Source organism: Staphylococcus sp. MZ3 (genome assembly GCF_018622755.1).
GTDB lineage: Bacteria > Bacillota > Bacilli > Staphylococcales > Staphylococcaceae > Staphylococcus > Staphylococcus aureus.
Window position 1 is genome coordinate 2,123,043 of record NZ_CP076026.1, and the last position, 20,879, is coordinate 2,143,921.

At 32.5% G+C, this 20,879-nt stretch carries 19 protein-coding genes; 5 read left to right on the forward strand and 14 right to left on the reverse strand.

The features are described 5' to 3' along the window. Nucleotides 1–55 precede the first annotated feature (55 nt). From acpS to kdpF, 8 genes are all read right to left on the reverse strand, one after another. The gene (gene acpS / locus KI230_RS10390) at nt 56–415 is read right to left on the reverse strand and encodes a holo-ACP synthase (protein ID WP_000581197.1); all 360 of its coding nucleotides are present in this window, start codon (nt 413–415) and stop codon (nt 56–58) included. Nucleotides 416–418: 3 nt separating this feature from the next. Beyond that, nucleotides 419–910, reverse strand: coding sequence for a PH domain-containing protein (locus tag KI230_RS10395; RefSeq protein ID WP_072353916.1), 492 nt, complete (start codon nt 908–910; stop codon nt 419–421). Beyond that, nucleotides 897–2,480: a PH domain-containing protein gene (locus KI230_RS10400; protein ID WP_045177766.1), complete on the reverse strand. Its 1,584-nt coding sequence runs from the start codon at nt 2,478–2,480 to the stop codon at nt 897–899. Before KI230_RS10400 ends, KI230_RS10395 begins: the two co-directional genes overlap by 14 nt. Next, nucleotides 2,473–2,952 carry a PH domain-containing protein gene (locus tag KI230_RS10405; RefSeq protein ID WP_001287079.1) on the reverse strand — a complete coding sequence of 160 codons (480 nt, stop codon included), beginning with the start codon at nt 2,950–2,952 and terminating at the stop codon, nt 2,473–2,475. Before KI230_RS10405 ends, KI230_RS10400 begins: the two co-directional genes overlap by 8 nt. A 208-nt stretch (nt 2,953–3,160) precedes the next feature. Beyond that, nucleotides 3,161–3,721: a K(+)-transporting ATPase subunit C gene (locus tag KI230_RS10410; RefSeq protein ID WP_001092409.1), complete on the reverse strand. Its 561-nt coding sequence runs from the start codon at nt 3,719–3,721 to the stop codon at nt 3,161–3,163. 19 nt (nt 3,722–3,740) lie between these two features. Beyond that, nucleotides 3,741–5,768 (reverse strand): potassium-transporting ATPase subunit KdpB, encoded by a 2,028-nt coding sequence (gene kdpB / locus KI230_RS10415; protein WP_000546597.1) that lies wholly within the window; start codon nt 5,766–5,768, stop codon nt 3,741–3,743. Between the two features lie 18 nt (nt 5,769–5,786). Beyond that, the gene (gene kdpA, locus KI230_RS10420; protein ID WP_000402656.1) at nt 5,787–7,463 is read right to left on the reverse strand and encodes a potassium-transporting ATPase subunit KdpA; all 1,677 of its coding nucleotides are present in this window, start codon (nt 7,461–7,463) and stop codon (nt 5,787–5,789) included. 23 nt (nt 7,464–7,486) lie between these two features. Next, a complete protein-coding gene (kdpF, locus tag KI230_RS10425) occupies nt 7,487–7,597 on the reverse strand; it encodes a K(+)-transporting ATPase subunit F (RefSeq protein ID WP_001789641.1) in 111 nt (36 codons plus the stop codon). 137 nt (nt 7,598–7,734) lie between these two features. On the opposite strand from kdpF, the gene KI230_RS10430 reads away from it, so the two are divergent. Both KI230_RS10430 and KI230_RS10435 read left to right on the forward strand, forming a co-directional pair. Then, nucleotides 7,735–10,392 carry an ATP-binding protein gene (locus KI230_RS10430; RefSeq protein WP_000072283.1) on the forward strand — a complete coding sequence of 886 codons (2,658 nt, stop codon included), beginning with the start codon at nt 7,735–7,737 and terminating at the stop codon, nt 10,390–10,392. Next, nucleotides 10,392–11,087: a response regulator transcription factor gene (locus KI230_RS10435; protein ID WP_001190841.1), complete on the forward strand. Its 696-nt coding sequence runs from the start codon at nt 10,392–10,394 to the stop codon at nt 11,085–11,087. Before KI230_RS10430 ends, KI230_RS10435 begins: the two co-directional genes overlap by 1 nt. Before the next feature lie 369 nt (nt 11,088–11,456). Here KI230_RS10435 and cshA read toward each other — a convergent pair whose 3' ends face one another. The 3 genes from cshA to KI230_RS10450 all read right to left on the reverse strand — a co-directional run bounded on the left by cshA (nt 11,457) and on the right by KI230_RS10450 (nt 15,937). Beyond that, nucleotides 11,457–12,977: a degradosome RNA helicase CshA gene (gene cshA, locus KI230_RS10440; RefSeq protein ID WP_001178942.1), complete on the reverse strand. Its 1,521-nt coding sequence runs from the start codon at nt 12,975–12,977 to the stop codon at nt 11,457–11,459. A 516-nt stretch (nt 12,978–13,493) separates the two neighbouring features. Next, the gene (locus tag KI230_RS10445; protein ID WP_045177762.1) at nt 13,494–14,852 is read right to left on the reverse strand and encodes a UDP-N-acetylmuramoyl-tripeptide--D-alanyl-D-alanine ligase; all 1,359 of its coding nucleotides are present in this window, start codon (nt 14,850–14,852) and stop codon (nt 13,494–13,496) included. Between the two features lie 14 nt (nt 14,853–14,866). Further along, the gene (locus KI230_RS10450) at nt 14,867–15,937 is read right to left on the reverse strand and encodes a D-alanine--D-alanine ligase (RefSeq protein WP_000159631.1); all 1,071 of its coding nucleotides are present in this window, start codon (nt 15,935–15,937) and stop codon (nt 14,867–14,869) included. Nucleotides 15,938–16,254: 317 nt separating this feature from the next. Here KI230_RS10450 and KI230_RS10455 point away from each other — a divergent pair, with 317 nt between their 5' ends. Continuing rightward, on the forward strand, nt 16,255–17,457 hold the full coding sequence (locus KI230_RS10455; protein WP_001109939.1) for an FtsW/RodA/SpoVE family cell cycle protein: 1,203 nt from the start codon (nt 16,255–16,257) through the stop codon (nt 17,455–17,457). Between the two features lie 263 nt (nt 17,458–17,720). Here the strand turns inward: KI230_RS10455 and KI230_RS10460 are convergent, their stop codons facing one another. The 3 genes from KI230_RS10460 to csoR form a co-directional block, all read right to left on the reverse strand. Then, complete coding sequence (locus KI230_RS10460) at nt 17,721–17,858, reverse strand: Lmo0850 family protein (RefSeq protein WP_000828354.1); 138 nt, start codon at nt 17,856–17,858, stop codon at nt 17,721–17,723. A 127-nt stretch (nt 17,859–17,985) separates the two neighbouring features. Further along, the gene (gene csoZ / locus KI230_RS10465; RefSeq protein WP_000581792.1) at nt 17,986–18,195 is read right to left on the reverse strand and encodes a putative copper chaperone CsoZ; all 210 of its coding nucleotides are present in this window, start codon (nt 18,193–18,195) and stop codon (nt 17,986–17,988) included. A gap of 11 nt (nt 18,196–18,206) precedes the next feature. Further along, nucleotides 18,207–18,500, reverse strand: a complete 294-nt coding sequence (gene csoR, locus KI230_RS10470; RefSeq protein ID WP_000138932.1) for a copper-sensing transcriptional repressor CsoR — start codon at nt 18,498–18,500, stop codon at nt 18,207–18,209. Between the two features lie 165 nt (nt 18,501–18,665). Between csoR and cls the strand changes: the two genes are divergently transcribed. Beyond that, on the forward strand, nt 18,666–20,150 hold the full coding sequence (cls, locus tag KI230_RS10475; protein ID WP_000571549.1) for a cardiolipin synthase: 1,485 nt from the start codon (nt 18,666–18,668) through the stop codon (nt 20,148–20,150). 27 nt (nt 20,151–20,177) lie between these two features. Beyond that, a complete protein-coding gene (locus tag KI230_RS10480) occupies nt 20,178–20,825 on the forward strand; it encodes an HD domain-containing protein (protein ID WP_001187630.1) in 648 nt (215 codons plus the stop codon). The last annotated feature ends 54 nt before the right edge of the window (nt 20,826–20,879 follow it).

Below are 20,879 nucleotides of genomic sequence, written 5' to 3' on the forward strand. Positions count from 1 at the left end.
CCTGTAATTCCCACACGTTTTAAAACTAGATCTTAATTATCATTGTATAACAAATTTAAAATGCTGACTTTTCTAAAACAACTTGGCTCATCGCATAATGCTCAGTGTGTGAGATACTAACATGTACGATGAACCCTTCGTAATCAATCTTTGGTTTGCCAAGTTCGTCGTTGTAACAGTCTATATCGTTAAAAGCTACATGTTTTCCTAAGCCTGTGCCTAATGCTTTACTGAACGCTTCTTTTGTAGCAAACCTGCCAGCTAAAAATTCAATTTTACGTTGCTCATGTGTGAAATTGTTGAATTTGTGCTGTTCATTTTTAGTTAAAATCCGCTCAACCAATTTTGGTTGCTTACTATATAACACTTTTATTCGATCGATTTCGATTAAATCTACACCAATTCCATGTATCATTGATTATTCCTCATTTTTATTGTTTTCTAAATGTCTCTCGTTATTTAACCATCGTTTCAATCTACGTGCTTCACTTCTATCTATTAATTCAATTTCAGCTTGACCACCCGCTGTATAAAGGGTCAAAGTTGCTAATCGATAGCGTCTCATTATAGGACCAACATCGATATCAATATTTTGAATACGAAAATATGGTATTACTTTTTCATCCAAAAATAAAATGCCGTTTCGTACACGCAAATGGTGTTTTTCAAATGCATATCTGCAGTGCTTATATCGATATACTGGCGCTATGACAAGCGTGAAAACAGCAACAAGTAATATTATAATCACACTACTAACAATGGATATATAGTTATCTAAAATCTCCCAAAATAGCCAGTTCAAAATATTAAATGCGGTTAAAAGTACAAGCGCTATGGGTATCCAAAACAGCACAGCACTTAACCTCATCACTTTTTTAGCGTGTGGTGACATAAAATTATAATCCCTCATCATTTTCACCTCTTAAATACCATGATTTCAATTTATTTGCATCTTCACTTCTTGCGTATTTTAAATTAATCGATTGGGCTCCCACACCTTTAGCAACAATAAAGCTAAAATTATTTAAATTGTTGCGTTTAAGTAATGTATGTTGCCAAGTGTCAAATCCTATAATGTGATGCGCTTTAAAATAATAAATATTTCGTTTCAATAGCTCGAAATTCTGGATAGTAATTTGTTCTTCTGTCATTTTAAAACCCGCATGTTTGACATAAAGATATCCTTTGATCACAAATAAACCAATAATGACTATTGTTATAATCGTAAATAACAATAATAATTGATTCCAAAAATAACAGCCTATACCTGCCATAGCTATGACAATAATACTAGGTATTAAAAAGTGTCTGTGGAAACCTGACAAAGGCATACCTTCATTAACTTGTTGATAAGATAAATCTGGTACTAAATTCTGGATAATTTGATATGCTTTGTCTCGTTTAATAAACGGCAATATCGGCACACTACCTGAATCATTGTCATCATCTTCGATTTTTTTATTTTCAAAATCACTTGTGATGATAAAATGTATTGCTGTGTAGCCAAATAATCTTCGTATATATGACTGACGTTCAACAACAGCTTGCAATCGTTTCGTTGGTACAGTTACTTTCTTCTTGTTAAAGAGACCAAATTCAATTTTAAGTTGCTCATTTTCAAGCATCACCGAAAAGCCATAAAATCTTATCATCGTTATAATCGTTCCAATAATATATGCCACTATTAATACTAGTAAAATGATGATTAATACTGAAATACTTACAATTTGAACCCATTGACTAATTTCATGATTTAGCTTCGACCATGGGATCAACTCTCTTACAGCCCCGTAAATCGGTACTAAAGCTGCTAACGTTACACCAATGGCGCCACTGGTCATTGCCATAAATAGTGATTCTTTAAAATTCATCTGATATATAGGAATGCGTTTATTTTTCTGATTAAGCATACTATCAGTGTTCTGCACTTCATCTAAGCGACCTTCTGCGATGTCTTCCACATTACCTTCAATGTCATGATTACAGTTGTCATTCTTCTCAGCACTAGACTTTTGCGCCACTTCTGTCTTCAACTCTGTTTGCAATTGATCAATATATCGTTCAAGATATTCACCTTGTTTTTTCGAAATAACACTTAAGACAATACCATCACTTGGTGTTTTGATTTGTAAATCCACACCACCAATAATTTGATTGACGACCCCTTGTGTCATATCAACGGACTGAATACGTTTTATATTTAATTCTTTACGCTTTTTATTAAAAATACCTGTTGTTAAAATGAAATAATTATCCTCAATCCAATATCGCGTGTTCATAATTCCGACAATTTGAGAAATGTATGATATTAAAAAGAATACAAATACAATACCTATCCATAAATATGATTCGGGATTCGCATAATCAAAATCTTTCAATTGAAAGATAATGAAAATAAAAAAGACGACTATGTTTTGTTTGATAGCATTGATTATGCCATTAAAATATGAAATCGGATGTAATTTTTGAGGTTCAGACATCACTTTCAACCCCTCTCAAATTCGACATAGTTCTCGCTTCGATTATTTTAACATCGTCATGAGACATCATCGGTAAATAAATAGTATGACCTGCAGTCATAAATCCAACTTTATACAAATTAAGCACTTTACTAATTGGATTAGATTTAATCGACAAGTATTGTAAACGTTCAATTCGACTCGTTTCTTCTTTATATATAAAAAATGATGTACGATATTGTACACTTAGTTGATCAACTTTATAAAAGCGACAATGATATTGCCATAAAGGCTTAATAAATAATTTTAATGTACTCAGAGCACCTAAAACCAACAAAATATAAAGTAAGTAATGTGGCCATTCAAATCTTAACCATATAAAATAAAAAATGACATACACAGCTACACTCAATATAAATTCTAAGCCATTCGTAATGTAGTAATACAACAATGCTGACTTAGGACTCTTAGACAACTTAGTATAATCTGACATATACCCCTCTCCCCAAATAAAAAATTATACGGATTTATAATCTATTTCATTTTATTTTTATATGTTGATAATTATAGCATATGGAATATTTCATGCTAATTTATTCTTCCTAAAGGTACATCTAAAAATTTAGTTAAGCAGAAAGTGCTTGAATTGTTAAAAAGACACCATGTTATAATTTTATCAACATGATGCCTTTCATCTATATTCAATCTTTCATCTTATCAAGAGCAATATTTAGTTCAAGCACATTCACATAATCATTTGTTAACACACCACGCTGCTTACGATGTTGAATCAAGTCGGCCACTCTTGAAGTAGATATATGACGAGCATCAGCAATACGAGGTGCTTGCTTCAATGCATTTTCAACCGTAATATGCGGATCTAAGCCCGACCCAGAACTTGTTGCAGCATCTATTGTTACATTTGAATTCCCAAATTTAACATGATGTTTCATGCGTGCTATTAATTCGGTGTTTCCATTCGATTCATTACTTCCACCTGATGATACGCCGTTTTTATATAATTTTTCAGGATTCATATTATAATCAACTGCACTCGGTCTCCCGTGAAAATATCGTGTCTCTGTCCAGTGCTGTCCAATCAATTTTGATCCAACTATACGATTGTCATACGTAATTAAACTGCCATTTGCTTGTTGATAAAAAAATATTTGACCAATTAACGTGATAGCTAACGGGAATAAAAATCCACATAATACCATAGTTATTATCGTTAAACAAATACTATTTCTTATCGTATTCATGGTACAGGCTCCTTCCTCTTTACACAAAAAATTGTACAATCATATCTATTAATTTAATGCCTAAAAACGGGACGATTAATCCACCTAATCCATAAATCAACATATTATTTATAAAGATTCTATCAATGCTGTAACCCTTTACTTTTACACCTTTCATGGCAATTGGAATTAAGGCAACAATGATTAATGCATTGAATATCAAAGCTGATATAATTGCAGATTTAGGTGACGATAAATGCATAATATTTAGTGAAGTCATTTCTGGAATTGTTGACATCATTAGTGCAGGTAAAATTGCAAAGTATTTTGCTACGTCATTAGCCAAACTAAATGTCGTTAATGCACCTCTCGTCATTAATAATTGTTTGCCTATTTTTACAACCTCTATTAACTTTGTAGGATTCGAATCTAAATCAATTAGATTAGCTGCCTCTTTAGCACTAATTGTCCCTGAGTTCATTGCTAATCCTATATTCGCTTGTGCTAGCGCAGGTGCATCATTTGTACCATCTCCTGTCATCGCAACAATATGGCCTTTCGCTTGTTCATCTTTGATGACTTTAATTTTATCTTCGGGTTTACACTCTGCAACAAATCTATCAACCCCGGCTTCTTTTGCAATTGTAGCTGCTGTTAAAGCATTATCACCTGTACACATAACTGTTTCAATCCCCATTTTTCTCAATTCAGTAAATCGTTCTACAAGACCATCTTTAATCACATCTTTTAAATAAATCACGCCAAGCATGACATTGTTTTCAATGACTATTAATGGTGTGCCACCTTTACTCGATACATCCATACAGAGAGACTCAATGTTAAGAGGAATATTGCCTTGTTGTTGTTTGACAAGATTTATCATACTATTAGGTGCACCTTTGAATACCGATATTTCATTTGTAATGATTCCGCTCATTCTAGTTTCAGCTGTAAAAGGCTTATATGTGCCATCAATGTCTTTAGGCAGCTCATTTATATACATCTGCTTCGCTAATCGTACAATACTTTTTCCTTCTGGCGTATCATCGTAGATTGATGACATATAAGCAGCGACTATCAATTTTTCCAGCATTTGTTGATTCACTGGTAAAAATTCACTAGCGATTCGATTGCCATAAGTGATTGTGCCTGTCTTGTCTAAAATCATTACATCGACATCTCCACATACTTCTACAGCACGCCCACTTTTCGCTAATACATTGAATTGAGTAACACGATCCATGCCTGCAATACCAATCGCCGATAACAAACCACCGATTGTCGTTGGTATTAAACATACTGTTAACGCAATGAGCATCGCAATAGGTAAAATTAAATGCAGGTAAGATGCTATTGGATATAACGTTACAATAACGACTAAAAATATAATTGTTAACGTTGTTAATAATGTAAAAAGTGCAATTTCATTTGGTGTTTTATTTCTTTCCGCCCCTTCAACTAAGGCAATCATTTTATCTAAAAAAGATGTACCCGCTTCACTCTCAACACGTATTTCTAACCAATCAGATGTTACAAGTGTACCGCCAATGACTCCATCAAAATCGCCACCTGATTCTTTTATCACAGGTGCAGACTCACCAGTAATTGCAGATTCATCAACGGTTGCTAATCCATTTATTACAACGCCATCAGCAGGGATTGTTTCTCCATTTTCTACCCGAATATTTTGTCCGGCTTTTAACTCTGTGGCGTTCACTATCCGATACGCACCATTTTCTTCTATCAATCGAGCAGTTAAATTTGATTGTGCTTGTCTTAAACTATCAGCTTGCGCTTTTCCACGACCTTCAGCAAAGGCTTCTGAAAAATTAGCAAACAATATAGTTATTAATAATATGATAAAAATTGTAATCAAATAACCTCGCGATAGATAACTAGTTCCAAATATGTCAGGAAAACATATTAATATCAACGTTAAAATCATTCCAACCTCAACGACAAACATTATCGGATTTTTTATTAATTGTTTAGGATTCAGCTTATAAAAACTCATTTTCAAAGCTTCTATCACCATTGTTTGATTGAAATATTTATTTACATGATGCATTTTTTCCATCCCTTTACTTTATTTTAAAGTTAAAAATTCACCAATAGGACCAAGTAATAGTACTGGAATAAATGTCAAACCACTTAGTAAAACGATAAATACGATTAGTGATACGCCAAAATAAGGTTTATCAATCGCTATTGTATATTTATCTTGGTGGTATGATTTTTTATTCACTAAACTTGATGCAATCATTAATTGCAAAATAATTGGTATATAACGAGAAAGCAACATAATGATTCCTGTAGAGATATTCCAGAATGTTGTATCATCTTTCAGTCCTTCAAACCCTGATCCATTGTTCGCAGCAGCTGATGTCATTTCATACATAACTTGCGAAATACCATGAAAAGACGGATTCGTTATACTTTCACTTGCTCCAGGAATCATAAAAGCAAGTGCTGAAAATACTAAAATTAAAATTGGGTGTATGAGAAAGACTAAGACAATACATTTCATTTCACGGGCGCCAATTGGCATATTTAAATATTCTGGTGTTTTACCAACCATCAAACTGCATATAAACACCGTCAGTAAGACAAATATCAATAAATTCATGAGTCCTACGCCTTCGCCACCAAATACAACATTTAGCATCATTAATACCATTGGTCCTAATCCACCTATAGGCGTTAAGCTATCATGCATGTTATTAACAGAACCCGTTGTAAATGCCGTCGTAATAACTGTAAATAGTGCTGACAAACCTGCTCCAAACCGTACCTCTTTACCTTCCATATTCGGTCCATAAATGCCTAAATTCGCTAGTATTGGATTACCACGATACTCACTCCACATAGTTAATGTAAGAATTGCTATAAAAATGAAAAACATTGCGACAAATAATATCAACGCATGACGATGTACTCGTTTACCATGTCTACTTAACATGCGACCAAATAAGAACAACATTGACATAGGAAGTAACATCATACTGCCCATTTCTATAAAATTGCTCCAAATATTTGGATTTTCAAAAGGTGTTGCAGAATTTCCTGCTAAAAATCCTCCACCATTCGTACCAAGATGTTTTATTGATTCAAGTGATGCAATAGGTCCAAATGCAATATGTTGAATATGTCCGCTTAAAGTCCGAATCATTAAATTAGCATGCAACGTTTGTGGTACACCTTGAGTCATCAATAAAATACTAATTAAACATGATAATGGTAAAAGTACTCGGACAATAAACCGAACAATATCTTGATAAAAATTACCAATGATATTAGTTAATCCAGTTAAACGTCTCAACATCGCTATACAAACGGCGTAACCTGATGCACTAGATGTAAACATTAAATATGTCATTACAATCATTTGCGTTAAATATGTCACATCTGATTCACCGTTATAGTGTTGTAAATTACTATTTGTTAAAAAAGATATTGCTGTATTAAACGCTAAATCTATCGATTGGTTTAAATTATGATTTGGATTTAAAAAAAGCCATTGCTGAACTATTAGCAATACAAATGTTATAAACCCCATAAATCCATTAAATGCCAGAAAATGTTTGACATATGTTTTAGCTGACATGTGTTCTAAATCTGTGCCGATAATTTTAAAACACATATTTTCAAATCTAGTAAATATTAAATCTACTCTTGACGATTGCACCAATGCTACGCGATATAGATATCCACTAAAAACATACGTAATCATAACCATCATTGTTAGAAACAAAATTATTTCCATGATAACCCTCACTTAATATATTTCTAAAATTTTTCACTACGAATTAAGGCATAAAATAAATACAAAACTAATGCAATAACTACCAGTAATAAAACGATGAGCATTGCCATAACCTCCTTACAACACAACAACATCGTAACAACTTGTTTATGAGAGAAATATTAATTTTCAAACTTAGTTATTAAGAAATCATTAAGATGTGTATGCAGAAATAAATTTTATAGCATTTAATTGTGAAGAATATTATGATATTGCTATCGAGGTGAAGGTTATGTCAAACACTGAATCGCTAAACATAGGAAAAAAGCGTGGATCTTTAACAATTTACATCGGTTACAGTCCAGGTGTTGGTAAAACATTTGAGATGCTTTCAAATGCCATTGAACTATTTCAAAGTAACGTTGATATTAAAATAGGATATATTGAACCGCATCAGCGTGATGAAACAAATGCATTAGCTGAACAATTACCTAAAATCACAACCAATTTTACTAAACATGGTAGTCATCATTTTCAATATTTAGATGTCGACCGCATAATCGAAGAATCGCCGACAATAGTACTTATCGATGAGTTAGCACATACGAATATTTCTAGAGATCGTCATGAGAAACGATATATGGATATTGAAGAAATTTTAAATCATGGTATCGATGTTCATACCACTTTGAACATTCAACATATTGAAAGTTTAAGTAGTCAAATTGAACTGATGACCGGTGTACATGTTAAAGAACGTGTACCCGACTATTTCATAATGAGCGCCGATGTATTAGAAGTCGTAGATATCTCACCTGAACAATTAATTAAACGCTTAAAAGCTGGCAAGGTATATAAAAAGGATAGGCTAGATGTAGCATTTAGTAATTTCTTTACGTATGCCCACCTAAGCGAACTGCGTACATTGACGTTAAGAACAGTTGCCGACTTGATGAGTGATAAAGAAAAAGTCCGACACAATCATAAAACGTCACTCAAACCTCATATTGCTGTGGCAATTAGTGGGAGCATTTATAATGAAGCAGTAATTAAAGAGGCATTCCATATTGCTCAAAAAGAACATGCGAAATTCACTGCTATTTATATAGATGTATTCGAAAAAAACAGGCAATATAAAGATAGTCAAAAGCAAGTGCATCAACATCTCATGCTTGCAAAATCATTAGGAGCAAAAGTAAAAGTAGTTTATAGCCAAACCGTTGCATTAGGATTAGACGAATGGTGTAAAAATCAAGATGTAACCAAATTAATTATCGGACAACATATTAGAAATAAGTGGCGAGACTTTTTCAATACACCTTTAATTGACCATTTAATGTCCTTTGAACATAGCTATAAAGTCGAAATCGTTCCAATCAAACAAATACCTGTTGAATTGAAAATGAACAAATCACCCTATCGCCCTAAAGGCAAACGTTTCGCCATAGATATGTTAAAAATGATTTTGATTCAAATAATTTGTGTAATGATGGGACTGTGGATTTATCAACTTGATAAGCATGAGTCTAGTACGATTATTTTAATGATTTTTCTCATCGGCATCATTTTATTATCCATTTGGACGCGATCCTTCATCATTGGCTTTTTAGCAGCAATTATTAACGTATTTGTTTTTAATTATTTTTTTACGGAACCTAGATATACATTTGAAGTATATCGCTTTGACTATCCTATTACATTTATCGTTAGCATTTTAACAAGTATTTTAACGAGTGCTTTATTAAAACAAATTAAATTCCAATACTCCATTACTAAAAAGCAACTTTATCGTACAGATTTATTATTTCAATTTAATGATTCGATTAAACAAACTTATACAGTTGAAAACTTACTAATAAATGCTGGATACCAAATTAATCAATTATTGCAACAATCAATTACTATATACGTTATCAATCAATCGAAAGTAATTAAAACAATACCATTGCAAAACCATATCGATAATACGACTCAACAGCATGAACAAGCATTAAGCTGGGTAATTAAAAATGAAAGACAAGCTGGTGCAACAACAGATACATTTCCAGGCATTAATAAATGGTTGATACCAATTGGCACATCTCCGATTAAAGGCATTCTAGCCATTGATTACCAAAGTTCTCAAGTGATTAATCCATATGATGCATCAATATTAGAATCAATGTTAAATGAACTTTCTCTCGCCGTTGAAAATGTGACGTTACTTAAACAAACGAGAGAATCCATGTTACAGGCTGAACGTCAACTGACACATTCAAATTTTTTAAGATCAATTTCGCATGACATACGTACACCGTTAACAACAATTATGGGAAATTTAGATATTTTAGTATCACATAGTAAAGATATGTCTATCATAGAAAAGGAACAATTACTTGTGCATAGTTTTCAAGAAAGTCAGTATTTATATCTATTAGTGACAAATATTTTATCATTAACAAAATTACAGTCATCAAATGTTCAAATAAAATTGCAACCTTATCTTGTTAGTGAATTAGTAGAAGAAATCGATATGATTTTAGAACGTCGCCATTTAAAAAAGCGTATAACTGTATCATCCTCAGTAGATTTACAGTTTATACACATTGACAGTAAGTTGATTTTACAAGCTTTATTCAATTTGATTGAAAATGCAGTTAAACACACTTCTACTGACACCAAAATCAATTTATCTATTCGTTATGCTAGCGATGAACAAATCGAATTTGCCGTTATAGACGAAGGACCTGGAATTAGTTTAGAAGAACAACAAAAGATATTCGAGCCTTTTTACACAGGATCAAATAAATATTTTAAAGATAACCAAAAAGAAAGCATGGGACTAGGCTTATATTTAGTACAGACTATCCTACACAAACATCAATCAAACTTACAATATAAACCGAACCAACCACACGGCAGTATATTCTATTTCAATATAGATACAGACTTTAATGAAGGAGACATATAATGCAATCTAAAATATTGATAATTGAAGATGATCACGCAATCACACATTTACTTGATGTTGCATTAACTTTAGATTATTACAATGTAACTACAGCCGACAATGCCACACAAGCACACTTTAAAATTCAAATTGATAAACCAGATGTCATTTTATTAGATTTAGGTTTACCAGATAAAGATGGATTATGTTTGATTTCAGAAATCAGGCAACATACTGACATTCCTATCATTGTAATAAGTGCAAGACAAGAAGAACAAACAATTATTCAAGCTTTAGATAACGGTGCGAATGACTATATGACTAAACCTTTTAATGTTGATGAGCTTCGGGCACGAATACGAGTCATCGAGAGAATCGCTAAGTCACATCAAGAAACTAACATTGTATTTACTAACGGTTTGCTAAGCATCGACTTTGGCTCCAAATCTGTTGTTATTAATAATCAGGAGGTACATTTGACGCCAAATGAATTTAGCTTGTTAGAACTATTGTCAAATCATAAAGGAAAAGTACTCACTTATGAGATGATATTAAAACGAATATATGGCTATGTTAATAAGACTGAAATGCCTAGTTTAAGAGTGCATATGACATCATTAAGACAAAAACTTTCACAATGTCATGAGGACGCAAAAGATATTATTAAAACACATCCACGCATTGGTTATCAAATGTTGCAGTGGAAAGAGAAATAATTAAATAAAAAAGATCGCTGCCATTAAAAGAATGATTGGCAGTGATCTTTTTTATATTCAACTTATTATTTATCGCGCACTAGCGTCAGCAAAAAGCCCTATTATTTTTTTACAAGAACATGATACTGAAATTTCATAAAGTTTATTTATGTTCGATTACTCTTAATTTAAAAATAGTTCTTTAAATTATATACTCACCACATTTGGTGGAGAACCATATTTACACAGAATGATATAACCGCATACAGATCTCAATCCAATTAAATATTTAACCTTTAAAACGTTAGTACTTTGATATCTACAGAGAATCAATTATTGAAAACAAAAAAGAGCTCAAGACATTACATCTTTAAGCTCTTAATCTATAAATTATTTTTGATGGTCAGCAAATGTGCGACCTTTCATAGGTCTGCTTCCACCGCTGCTCTTCTCTTTACGGTCGAATTTTTTTGTACTTTTCTTCTTACTTGAGTATCCTTTTGAACGTTTACTCTTACTGTCAAATTTAGGATTACCACGCTTACTATTTCTGTTACGAGAACCGCTTGGTTTACCATTACGGCCTTTGCGAGATAATGGTTTTTCAAAAGTTAATTGAACTTCAACTTCATCGTTCGCTTCTACTAACTCTTGTAAAAGTGCAGCAACTAAATCAACATCGTTATATTCATTTAACAACTCTGTAGAAATACGTTTCAAGCGTGATTCTGACTCTTTAGACATCCAGTTTTCAACTTTTTCTTTGATGTCATCTTCACGTGCTTGAAGTACTTCTTTACGATGAGGTGGACGAAGTGCACTCATTTTTCTACCGTTTGCATCTTCAATTTGTCTGATATAATCCATTTCGATTGGATTAACAAACGTTACAGCGATACCTTCTTTACCAGCACGACCCGTACGACCAATACGGTGTGTATAGCTTTCAGTATCTTGAGGTATATCAAAGTTATAAACATGACTCACACCAGAAATATCTAGTCCTCTTGCTGCTACATCAGTAGCGACTAAAATATTAATTTGGTCATTTTTAAATTTCTTTAATACTTCTAAACGTTTCGCTTGTGTAATATCACCATGTAAACCTTCAGCTTTATATCCTTTAGAAATCAAAGCACTTGTTAATTCATCAACACGACGTTTTGTACGTCCGAATACGATTGCTAATTCAGGTTGATGAACATCTAGGAAATTTGTAAATGTATCAAATTTCTCTAATTCTTTAACAATTGTATAGAATTCTTCGATTTGTGGATCAGACATTTCATTATTCATTGTCTTAATGATTTTTGGTGATTTCATAAATTGTTGTACTAAAGCTTGGATTGCTTTAGGCATTGTAGCTGAGAACAACATTGTTTGACGTTGTACTGCTGGAATTTTATCCATAATAAATCTCATATCATCGATGAATCCCATATTCATCATTTCATCAGCTTCATCTAAAATCAAAGTATGAATTCCGTCCGTTTTTAATGTGCGACGATTTAAATGGTCGATAACACGCCCAGGTGTTCCGACTACGATTTGTGGGCCTTTTTTCAAGGCTTTAATTTGGCGTTCGATAGGCATACCACCGAATACAGTAACAACTTGGACACCTTGTCCACGGCTAAATTCTCTTAATTGTTCAGCTACCTGCATTGCCAATTCTCTTGTAGGTGCTAAAATCAACGATTGAACCCCTTGTTTCCCTACTACTTTCTCAATTAAAGGAATACCGAATGCTCCTGTTTTACCTGTACCGGTTTGAGCTTGCCCAAGGATATCAATTCCTTGTAACGCATAAGGGATACTGTCTTTTTGGATAGGTGTCGGCTCTTTAAATCCCATTGATTCAAGTGACTGAACCGTATTATCCGAAATCCCTAGTTCTTTAAAATTTTGCAAAATAATTCTCCTTTTTACCTGTTTATTTCTCAATATACTTTTGCATATAAGTTCATTAATATTTCATCAACTTCTATATAGTACCACCAAAAAAATTTAATCGCAATAAAGCAATTTGCGAATATTTATTAGAATCACATTAATTGATTGTCATATTTTTGTCAAAAAGCTAGCATTAGATAAGATGTAAGCGTTACGCATCATTCGAATAATCATTATAAAAATTTTTTTATAAAATACGTATATCGTTAACATTCCACAACAAATTTTACTGAAACACATGTGAAATTAGACATTATAATACTACATCTTTTTGTAAAACATTATATAAACATTCAAACTACTTCCTATATAAAGTGTGTACATAGAATTAACCTTGATTTAGTTTCAAATTTATAGATTTAACATAAAAAGAAAAAGGCAATTTTGTATTTACACACAAAACCACCTCTTCTTTGTAATCTTTTAGTATTAATTCAAATCATTTTTATAAGTAAAAGGTCCCTCGATTAATCTCTATGAAATTAAAGCATTTACCACTTCTTCTAATTTCATACCACGTGATCCTTTAACTAATACACGGTCATGCGCTTTTAAATCGTTTATTAAAACTTCTATCATATCGTCTTTAGAATTGAAGTGTTGTGCTTTTTCGACATGTTGCTGGCCCGAATCATAAATATACTTCGCTTCATTACCAAACGTATACAACACATCTATATGCTTTTCTTCTAAATAATTACCTACACCGATATGCATTTCTTTGCTATTTTCACCTAATTCTAAAACATCTCCTAAAATTAGAATGCGACGCCCTGTCAAAGTACTCAGTGTATCAATAGCTGCTCTCATACTTGTAGGACTTGCATTATAGGCATCATTTATCACAGTAATATCATTTTCTAATGTATGTTGCTCCATACGCATACCAGTTAAGCTGACATTTTTTAAATTTTGATAGATTGTGTTATATGTCAAACCTAATTCATGACCAACCGCAATGGCAATCGTCGCATTTTTCATATTATGCTTTCCTAATATTGGTAGATCATAATGTTCTTTATTATTAATCGTAAATGAAATACCTGTAGTATCTCTATCATCAACAGAACAAACTAATGCATTATCAGTAGCAACACCGATACTAATACATTTTGCATTTTCAACTTCTTTAACATGCGGTTTCAATAATGGTTCATCGCCATCATATATAAACGTACCATTATCTTTTAGACCTATTGTAATTTCAGATTTAGCTTTAGCAATCCCCTCGCGCGAACCTAAATCTTGCATATGTGACTCACCAATATTAGTTATAACTGCAATATCTGGTTGAGCGAGGTTTGACAGAAATTCAATTTCATGGAAACCTGACATCCCCATCTCCAATATTGATATTTCAGTATCATTATCTAATTCCAAAATAGTTAAAGGTAAACCAATTTCATTATTGTAATTACCTTGCGTTTTCTTAACTTTAAATTCGGTATGCAATACACTTTCAATCATATCTTTAGTCGTTGTTTTACCATTAGACCCTGTGACGGCAATTACTTTAGGGTTTACATGTCTCAAGTAAGCTTGTGCCAATTGTTGTAATGCCATTAATGTGTCTTCAACCCATATAATAGGCCCGCTTACATTTTCATCTATAGGTGTTCCTCTTTGATAAAAAGCAGCCCCAGCACCATCTTGTAATGCTTTAGAGACAAAGCGATGACCGTCAACATTTTCACCTTTAAATGGTATAAATAACATATTTTTAGAAATTGCTCGTGAATCAATTGTGACTCCATTTATCTCTTGATTTAAAAATTGATCTTCAATTTCACAAGGAATCCATGATTGAATTTGCTTTAATGTAACATTAATCATAATAACAACCTCAGTTAGTCAATTTTGTATTTATTTTTCTGTTTATCCTGGTGACGTTCTTTAGCAAGCTCGATAAGTTTTGTAATCAATTCTGGATAAGATAAGCCCATATTTTCCCATAATTTTGGATACATACTGAAAGCCGTAAATCCAGGCATTGCATTTGTTTCATTAATATATATTTGGTTGTCTTCTGTTACAAAGAAATCAGCACGGACTAAACCAGAACAATCTGTCGCTTTGAATGCCTCTAATGCCATATTTCTAAGCGTTAATTGAACATCTTCGTCTAAGTCAGCTGGAATTTGTAATTGAACCTTACCATCTTTATATTTTGATTTGTAATCGTAAAACGCGACATCTTTTACGACTTCACCTGGCCAAGTCGCTTCAGGATAGTCATTTCCTAAAACTGCTACTTCAATTTCACGTGCGTTAACGCCTTGTTCTATAACAAGCTTACGGTCAAATTGGAATGCTTCTTTAATACCTTCTTTAAGTTCCGCTTCATTATTACATTTACTGATACCTACACTTGACCCTAAGTTAGCAGGTTTAACAAAGACTGGGTAATTTAATTTATCATTTACTAATTTTAAAATGTTATGTTCATATTTTTCATATTCAGAACGTAAGAAACTAATATAAGGTAACTGTGGTAACCCTCGATGTTCAAATAATTGTTTCATTACAAGTTTGTCCATAGAACTTGCAGCTGACAATACACCATTTCCTACATATGGTACATCCAAAACTTCAAAAAGCCCTTGAATCGTGCCATCTTCACCATTAGGACCATGTAATAATGGGAATACTGCATCGTATGGTTGTCCTGAACTACTTTCTTTCAATAGCTGTGAAATCTCAAGCGCCTCTCCATTTTCTAAATGAAGCTCATCAGTAGATTTAATTTCAGCTGTAATATTATTTTGCTTTCTCCAATCACCATCATTGGTAATATAAATGATATCAACATGATATTTGTCTTTATCTATTGCATTTAATACATTTTGTGCTGTCAGAATCGATACTTCGTGTTCTGCACTTTTCCCTCCAAAAACGATACAAATATTTTCTTTTGTCATTTCGTTTTCCTCCAATGATATATCAGGGTTTGCTACCTTAATATAAATTAATATTGATTTAGTCCTATTGTTAATTGATTTATTCGCATCTTTGAATCTTAATAGTATCACATTTTAATGCTATTTTGCATTTTAAAAACGAGGACTTATGTGTCTGTATCTATGTTGATTCATTTATAATCAGAACAATATTCCCTTCTATTTTATTCCTAATTCAAATTGAAATCTATAGCTGATATCACTGTGATATTCTAGCTAATTTTTAAAAAGTCATGTAAAATTGATATAAACATTAGTGAGTATAAAAGGAGTTTGCAATGAATTATTCATCTCGTCAACAGCCGGATAAGCATTGGCTTCGCAAAGTAGACTGGGTATTAGTAGCCACTATAGCTGTTTTAGCAATTTTCAGTGTTCTGCTTATTAACTCGGCAATGGGCGGTGGTCAATACAGTGCTAATTTCGGTATCAGACAAATTTTTTATTACATTTTAGGTGCAATTTTTGCAGGTATCATCATGTTTATTTCACCTAAAAAGATTAAACATTATACATATTTATTGTATTTCTTAATCTGTCTATTATTAATAGGCTTGCTCGTTATTCCTGAGTCACCTATTACACCTATTATCAATGGTGCCAAAAGTTGGTACACGTTTGGCCCTATCAGTATTCAGCCATCTGAATTCATGAAAATTATTTTAATTTTAGCATTAGCGCGTGTCGTTTCTAGACATAATCAATTCACATTCAATAAATCATTCCAAAGTGATTTGTTATTATTTTTCAAAATTATTGGTGTCTCGTTAGTACCAAGTATTTTAATATTACTGCAAAATGACCTAGGAACTACATTAGTATTAGCTGCTATTATTGCAGGTGTGATGTTAGTAAGTGGTATAACATGGCGTATCTTAGCACCTATCTTTATTACAGGTATTGTTGGTGCAATGACAGTCATTTTAGGTATTCTATATGCACCCGCATTAATTGAAAATTTATTAGGTGTCCAACTGTATCAAATGGGACGAATCAATTCATGGCTTGACCCCTATACATATAGTAGTGGTGATGGCTATCATTTAACTGAATCACTTAAAGCTATCGGTTCTGGACAGTTACTAGGTAAAGGATACAATCACGGTGAAGTTTATATACCTGAAAATCATACTGACTTTATCTTTTCAGTGATTGGAGAGGAACTTGGCTTTATCGGTTCTGTCATATTGATCTTAATATTTTTATTTTTAATCTTCCATCTAATAAGATTAGCTGCGAAAATTGAAGATCAATTTAACAAAATCTTTATCGTTGGTTTCGTCACTTTACTTGTGTTCCATATTTTACAAAATATTGGTATGACAATTCAGTTGTTACCAATCACTGGTATTCCATTACCATTTATTAGTTATGGTGGTAGTGCGCTATGGAGTATGATGACTGGAATAGGTATAGTCTTATCAATTTATTATCATGAACCAAAACGATATGTCGATTTATACCATCCAAAAAGTAATTAATTTAAACTATTTTGAGTTTCAAATATCATAACTTTTCAAGATGACGTTATATAGTCTATTTACGTCGTCGATTTAAAATGTCATATATAGATATTACTCGATAATAACAATCCCTCTTTGAAGTACACATTGTAAAATGTACACTCTAAAGAGGGATTTTGTTATATAGTACTTGCTTTCATTTTAGTAAATCCAGTCAAAAAAGCTATCATCGAATAGTCCGACGATAGCTTTAACGGTGTGTGATTCACAATCACAGTCAATTATTTTAATTCGTGACTTACTTTATTAGATGCTGGCAAAGTATTAATAATGTCTAAACGAGATTTAGTTTTTTTAATATTCACACCTAATGATGACAATAGTTTGACTACATTTTGAATCTTTTCAGGACGTTTCATTATTATCACCTCGTTTGGATCGCTTTCAATATTATCTTACCCTATTCGACATACCTTTACTACATCATTTACAAAATTTTTAATTTATTTTCAAAATTAAAATCTATAGCGCACTCTACATTATACCCTAAAATACAATTTTGTATCCTTCATCATAGATTTCTTTTTCAATACTATTCAAATTTGCTGGTGTCTCATACGATACAGTTACTTGACCATCTATTATATTAATATTCACTTGATGAACACCTATCATATTTGAAATGCGTTCTGTCAATTGACTTACTTGTTCTTCTGTTTCAATTCCCGCTGTGTAAATCGTATTTTGATGTATCATCTTAAACTCCTTTAGTCTTTAATCAATTTTTGAAAAGTCACTAATAACTCTTCCATTGCCTCTTCCTGAGCACCTTGATTAACTTTATTCATAATACAACTTTTCATATGTTGTTCTAATAACTTTATCGCAACACTGTTTAACGCCGAACGTGTCGCTCTTATTTGCGTAAGGACATCATCACAATAGACATCTTCTTCAATCATGCGATTAATCGCTCTCACTTGTCCTTCAATTCGATTTAAACGTGATTTAAGATTCGTTTTTATTTGTTCAGAATGATGTGCATTATCTTGTTCAGTCATAGCATTCACTCCTTCATTTACATTCCTTACTATACTATATCCCATAAAACACAACGTCAACACAAAGTGTGTTTTTCAAACTAAATTGTCATGATATTTAAATTGCTTCATGATACAATTAATAAGATATACTACTCGTTTAAGATTTTCGATGGGAGGTTTCAAATGATAGAGTTATTATCCATTGCACTCAAGCATTCTAATATTATTTTAAATTCAATATTTATTGGTGCATTTATTTTAAACTTATTATTCGCCTTTACCATTATTTTCATGGAAAGACGTTCTGCCAATTCTATCTGGGCTTGGTTACTAGTCTTAGTTTTCTTGCCTTTATTCGGCTTCATTTTATACTTACTATTAGGACGACAAATTCAACGTGACCAAATTTTCAAAATTGATAAGGAAGATAAAAAAGGATTAGAGTTAATCGTTGATGAGCAATTAGCTGCTTTAAAAAATGAAAACTTTTCAAATTCCAATTATCAAATTGTAAAATTTAAAGAAATGATTCAAATGTTGTTATATAATAACGCAGCATTTTTAACAACAGACAACGATTTAAAAATATACACAGACGGCCAAGAAAAATTTGATGACCTAATACAAGACATCCGTAATGCTACTGATTATATTCATTTTCAGTACTATATTATTCAAAATGATGAATTAGGTCGTACCATTTTAAATGAACTTGGTAAAAAAGCGGAACAAGGTGTAGAAGTTAAAATTCTTTATGATGACATGGGTTCTCGTGGACTGCGTAAAAAAGGCTTACGCCCGTTTCGCAATAAAGGTGGACATGCTGAAGCATTTTTCCCATCAAAATTACCTTTAATTAACTTGCGTATGAACAATCGAAACCATCGAAAAATTGTTGTAATAGATGGGCAAATTGGATATGTTGGTGGTTTTAATGTTGGTGATGAGTACTTAGGTAAATCAAAAAAATTCGGCTATTGGCGAGATACGCATTTACGAATTGTCGGGGATGCAGTGAATGCATTGCAATTACGATTTATTCTAGATTGGAATTCACAAGCCACACGTGACCACATCTCCTATGATGATCGTTATTTCCCAGATGTAAATTCTGGTGGAACAATTGGCGTTCAAATAGCTTCTAGTGGTCCTGACGAAGAATGGGAACAGATTAAATACGGCTATTTGAAAATGATTTCATCTGCTAAAAAATCGATTTATATTCAATCTCCCTATTTCATACCTGATCAAGCCTTTTTAGATTCTATTAAAATTGCGGCATTAGGTGGTGTTGATGTCAATATCATGATTCCTAATAAACCTGACCATCCGTTTGTTTTTTGGGCTACTTTAAAAAATGCAGCATCCTTATTAGATGCCGGTGTTAAAGTATTTCACTACGACAATGGCTTTTTACACTCAAAAACACTTGTTATAGATGATGAAATTGCAAGTGTGGGAACAGCTAATATGGACCATCGCAGTTTCACATTGAATTTCGAAGTCAACGCTTTTATTTATGACCAACAAATTGCCAAAAAATTAAAACAAGCTTTTATAGATGATTTAGCAGTATCTTCTGAATTAACAAAAGCACGTTATGCTAAGCGAAGTCTTTGGATTAAATTTAAAGAAGGTATTTCACAATTATTGTCACCTATCTTATAAAATAGAAATATGAGGAGTGTAACTTTAATGCAACAATCAGACGTCATTAGTGCTGCCAAAAAATATATGGAATCTATTCATCAAAATGATTATACAGGCCATGATATTGCGCATGTATATCGTGTCACTGCTTTAGCTAAATCAATCGCTGAAAATGAAGGTGTTAATGATACTTTAGTCATTGAACTCGCATGTTTGCTTCATGATACCGTTGACGAAAAAGTTGTAGATGCTAACAAACAATATGTTGAATTGAAGTCATTTTTATCTTCTTTATCACTATCAACCGAAGATCAAGAGCACATTTTATTTATTATTAATAATATGAGCTATCGCAATGGCAAAAACGATCATGTCACTTTATCTTTAGAAGGTCAAATTGTCAGGGATGCAGATCGTCTTGATGCTATAGGCGCTATAGGTGTTGCACGAACATTTCAATTTGCAGGACACTTTGGTGAACCAATGTGGACAGAACATATGTCACTAGATAAGATTAATGATGATTTAGTTGAACAGTTGCCACCATCTGCAATTAAGCATTTCTTTGAAAAATTACTTAAGTTAGAATCTTTAATGCATACAGATACGGCGAAGATGATTGCTAAAGAACGTCACGACTTTATGATGATGTACTTGAAACAGTTTTTTACGGAATGGAATTATCACGACTAGACATTGAAGTTGTAGTATGATGATGCGATGTAATGGCGTGTTGTTGTGGAAGCT

What these genes read in the sequence shown, in the direction of transcription:
- acpS (WP_000581197.1), bottom strand. Translation starts at nt 415, where the DNA reads ATGATACATGGAATTGGTGTAGATTTAATCGAAATCGATCGAATAAAA.
- KI230_RS10395 (WP_072353916.1), bottom strand. Translation starts at nt 910, where the DNA reads ATGAGGGATTATAATTTTATGTCACCACACGCTAAAAAAGTGATGAGG.
- KI230_RS10400 (WP_045177766.1), bottom strand. Translation starts at nt 2,480, where the DNA reads ATGTCTGAACCTCAAAAATTACATCCGATTTCATATTTTAATGGCATA.
- KI230_RS10405 (WP_001287079.1), bottom strand. Translation starts at nt 2,952, where the DNA reads ATGTCAGATTATACTAAGTTGTCTAAGAGTCCTAAGTCAGCATTGTTG.
- KI230_RS10410 (WP_001092409.1), bottom strand. Translation starts at nt 3,721, where the DNA reads ATGAATACGATAAGAAATAGTATTTGTTTAACGATAATAACTATGGTA.
- kdpB (WP_000546597.1), bottom strand. Translation starts at nt 5,768, where the DNA reads ATGCATCATGTAAATAAATATTTCAATCAAACAATGGTGATAGAAGCT.
- kdpA (WP_000402656.1), bottom strand. Translation starts at nt 7,463, where the DNA reads ATGGAAATAATTTTGTTTCTAACAATGATGGTTATGATTACGTATGTT.
- kdpF (WP_001789641.1), bottom strand. Translation starts at nt 7,597, where the DNA reads ATGTTGTTGTGTTGTAAGGAGGTTATGGCAATGCTCATCGTTTTATTA.
- KI230_RS10430 (WP_000072283.1), top strand. Translation starts at nt 7,735, where the DNA reads ATGTCAAACACTGAATCGCTAAACATAGGAAAAAAGCGTGGATCTTTA.
- KI230_RS10435 (WP_001190841.1), top strand. Translation starts at nt 10,392, where the DNA reads ATGCAATCTAAAATATTGATAATTGAAGATGATCACGCAATCACACAT.
- KI230_RS10445 (WP_045177762.1), bottom strand. Translation starts at nt 14,852, where the DNA reads ATGATTAATGTTACATTAAAGCAAATTCAATCATGGATTCCTTGTGAA.
- KI230_RS10450 (WP_000159631.1), bottom strand. Translation starts at nt 15,937, where the DNA reads ATGACAAAAGAAAATATTTGTATCGTTTTTGGAGGGAAAAGTGCAGAA.
- KI230_RS10455 (WP_001109939.1), top strand. Translation starts at nt 16,255, where the DNA reads ATGAATTATTCATCTCGTCAACAGCCGGATAAGCATTGGCTTCGCAAA.
- KI230_RS10460 (WP_000828354.1), bottom strand. Translation starts at nt 17,858, where the DNA reads ATGAAACGTCCTGAAAAGATTCAAAATGTAGTCAAACTATTGTCATCA.
- csoZ (WP_000581792.1), bottom strand. Translation starts at nt 18,195, where the DNA reads ATGATACATCAAAATACGATTTACACAGCGGGAATTGAAACAGAAGAA.
- csoR (WP_000138932.1), bottom strand. Translation starts at nt 18,500, where the DNA reads ATGACTGAACAAGATAATGCACATCATTCTGAACAAATAAAAACGAAT.
- cls (WP_000571549.1), top strand. Translation starts at nt 18,666, where the DNA reads ATGATAGAGTTATTATCCATTGCACTCAAGCATTCTAATATTATTTTA.
- KI230_RS10480 (WP_001187630.1), top strand. Translation starts at nt 20,178, where the DNA reads ATGCAACAATCAGACGTCATTAGTGCTGCCAAAAAATATATGGAATCT.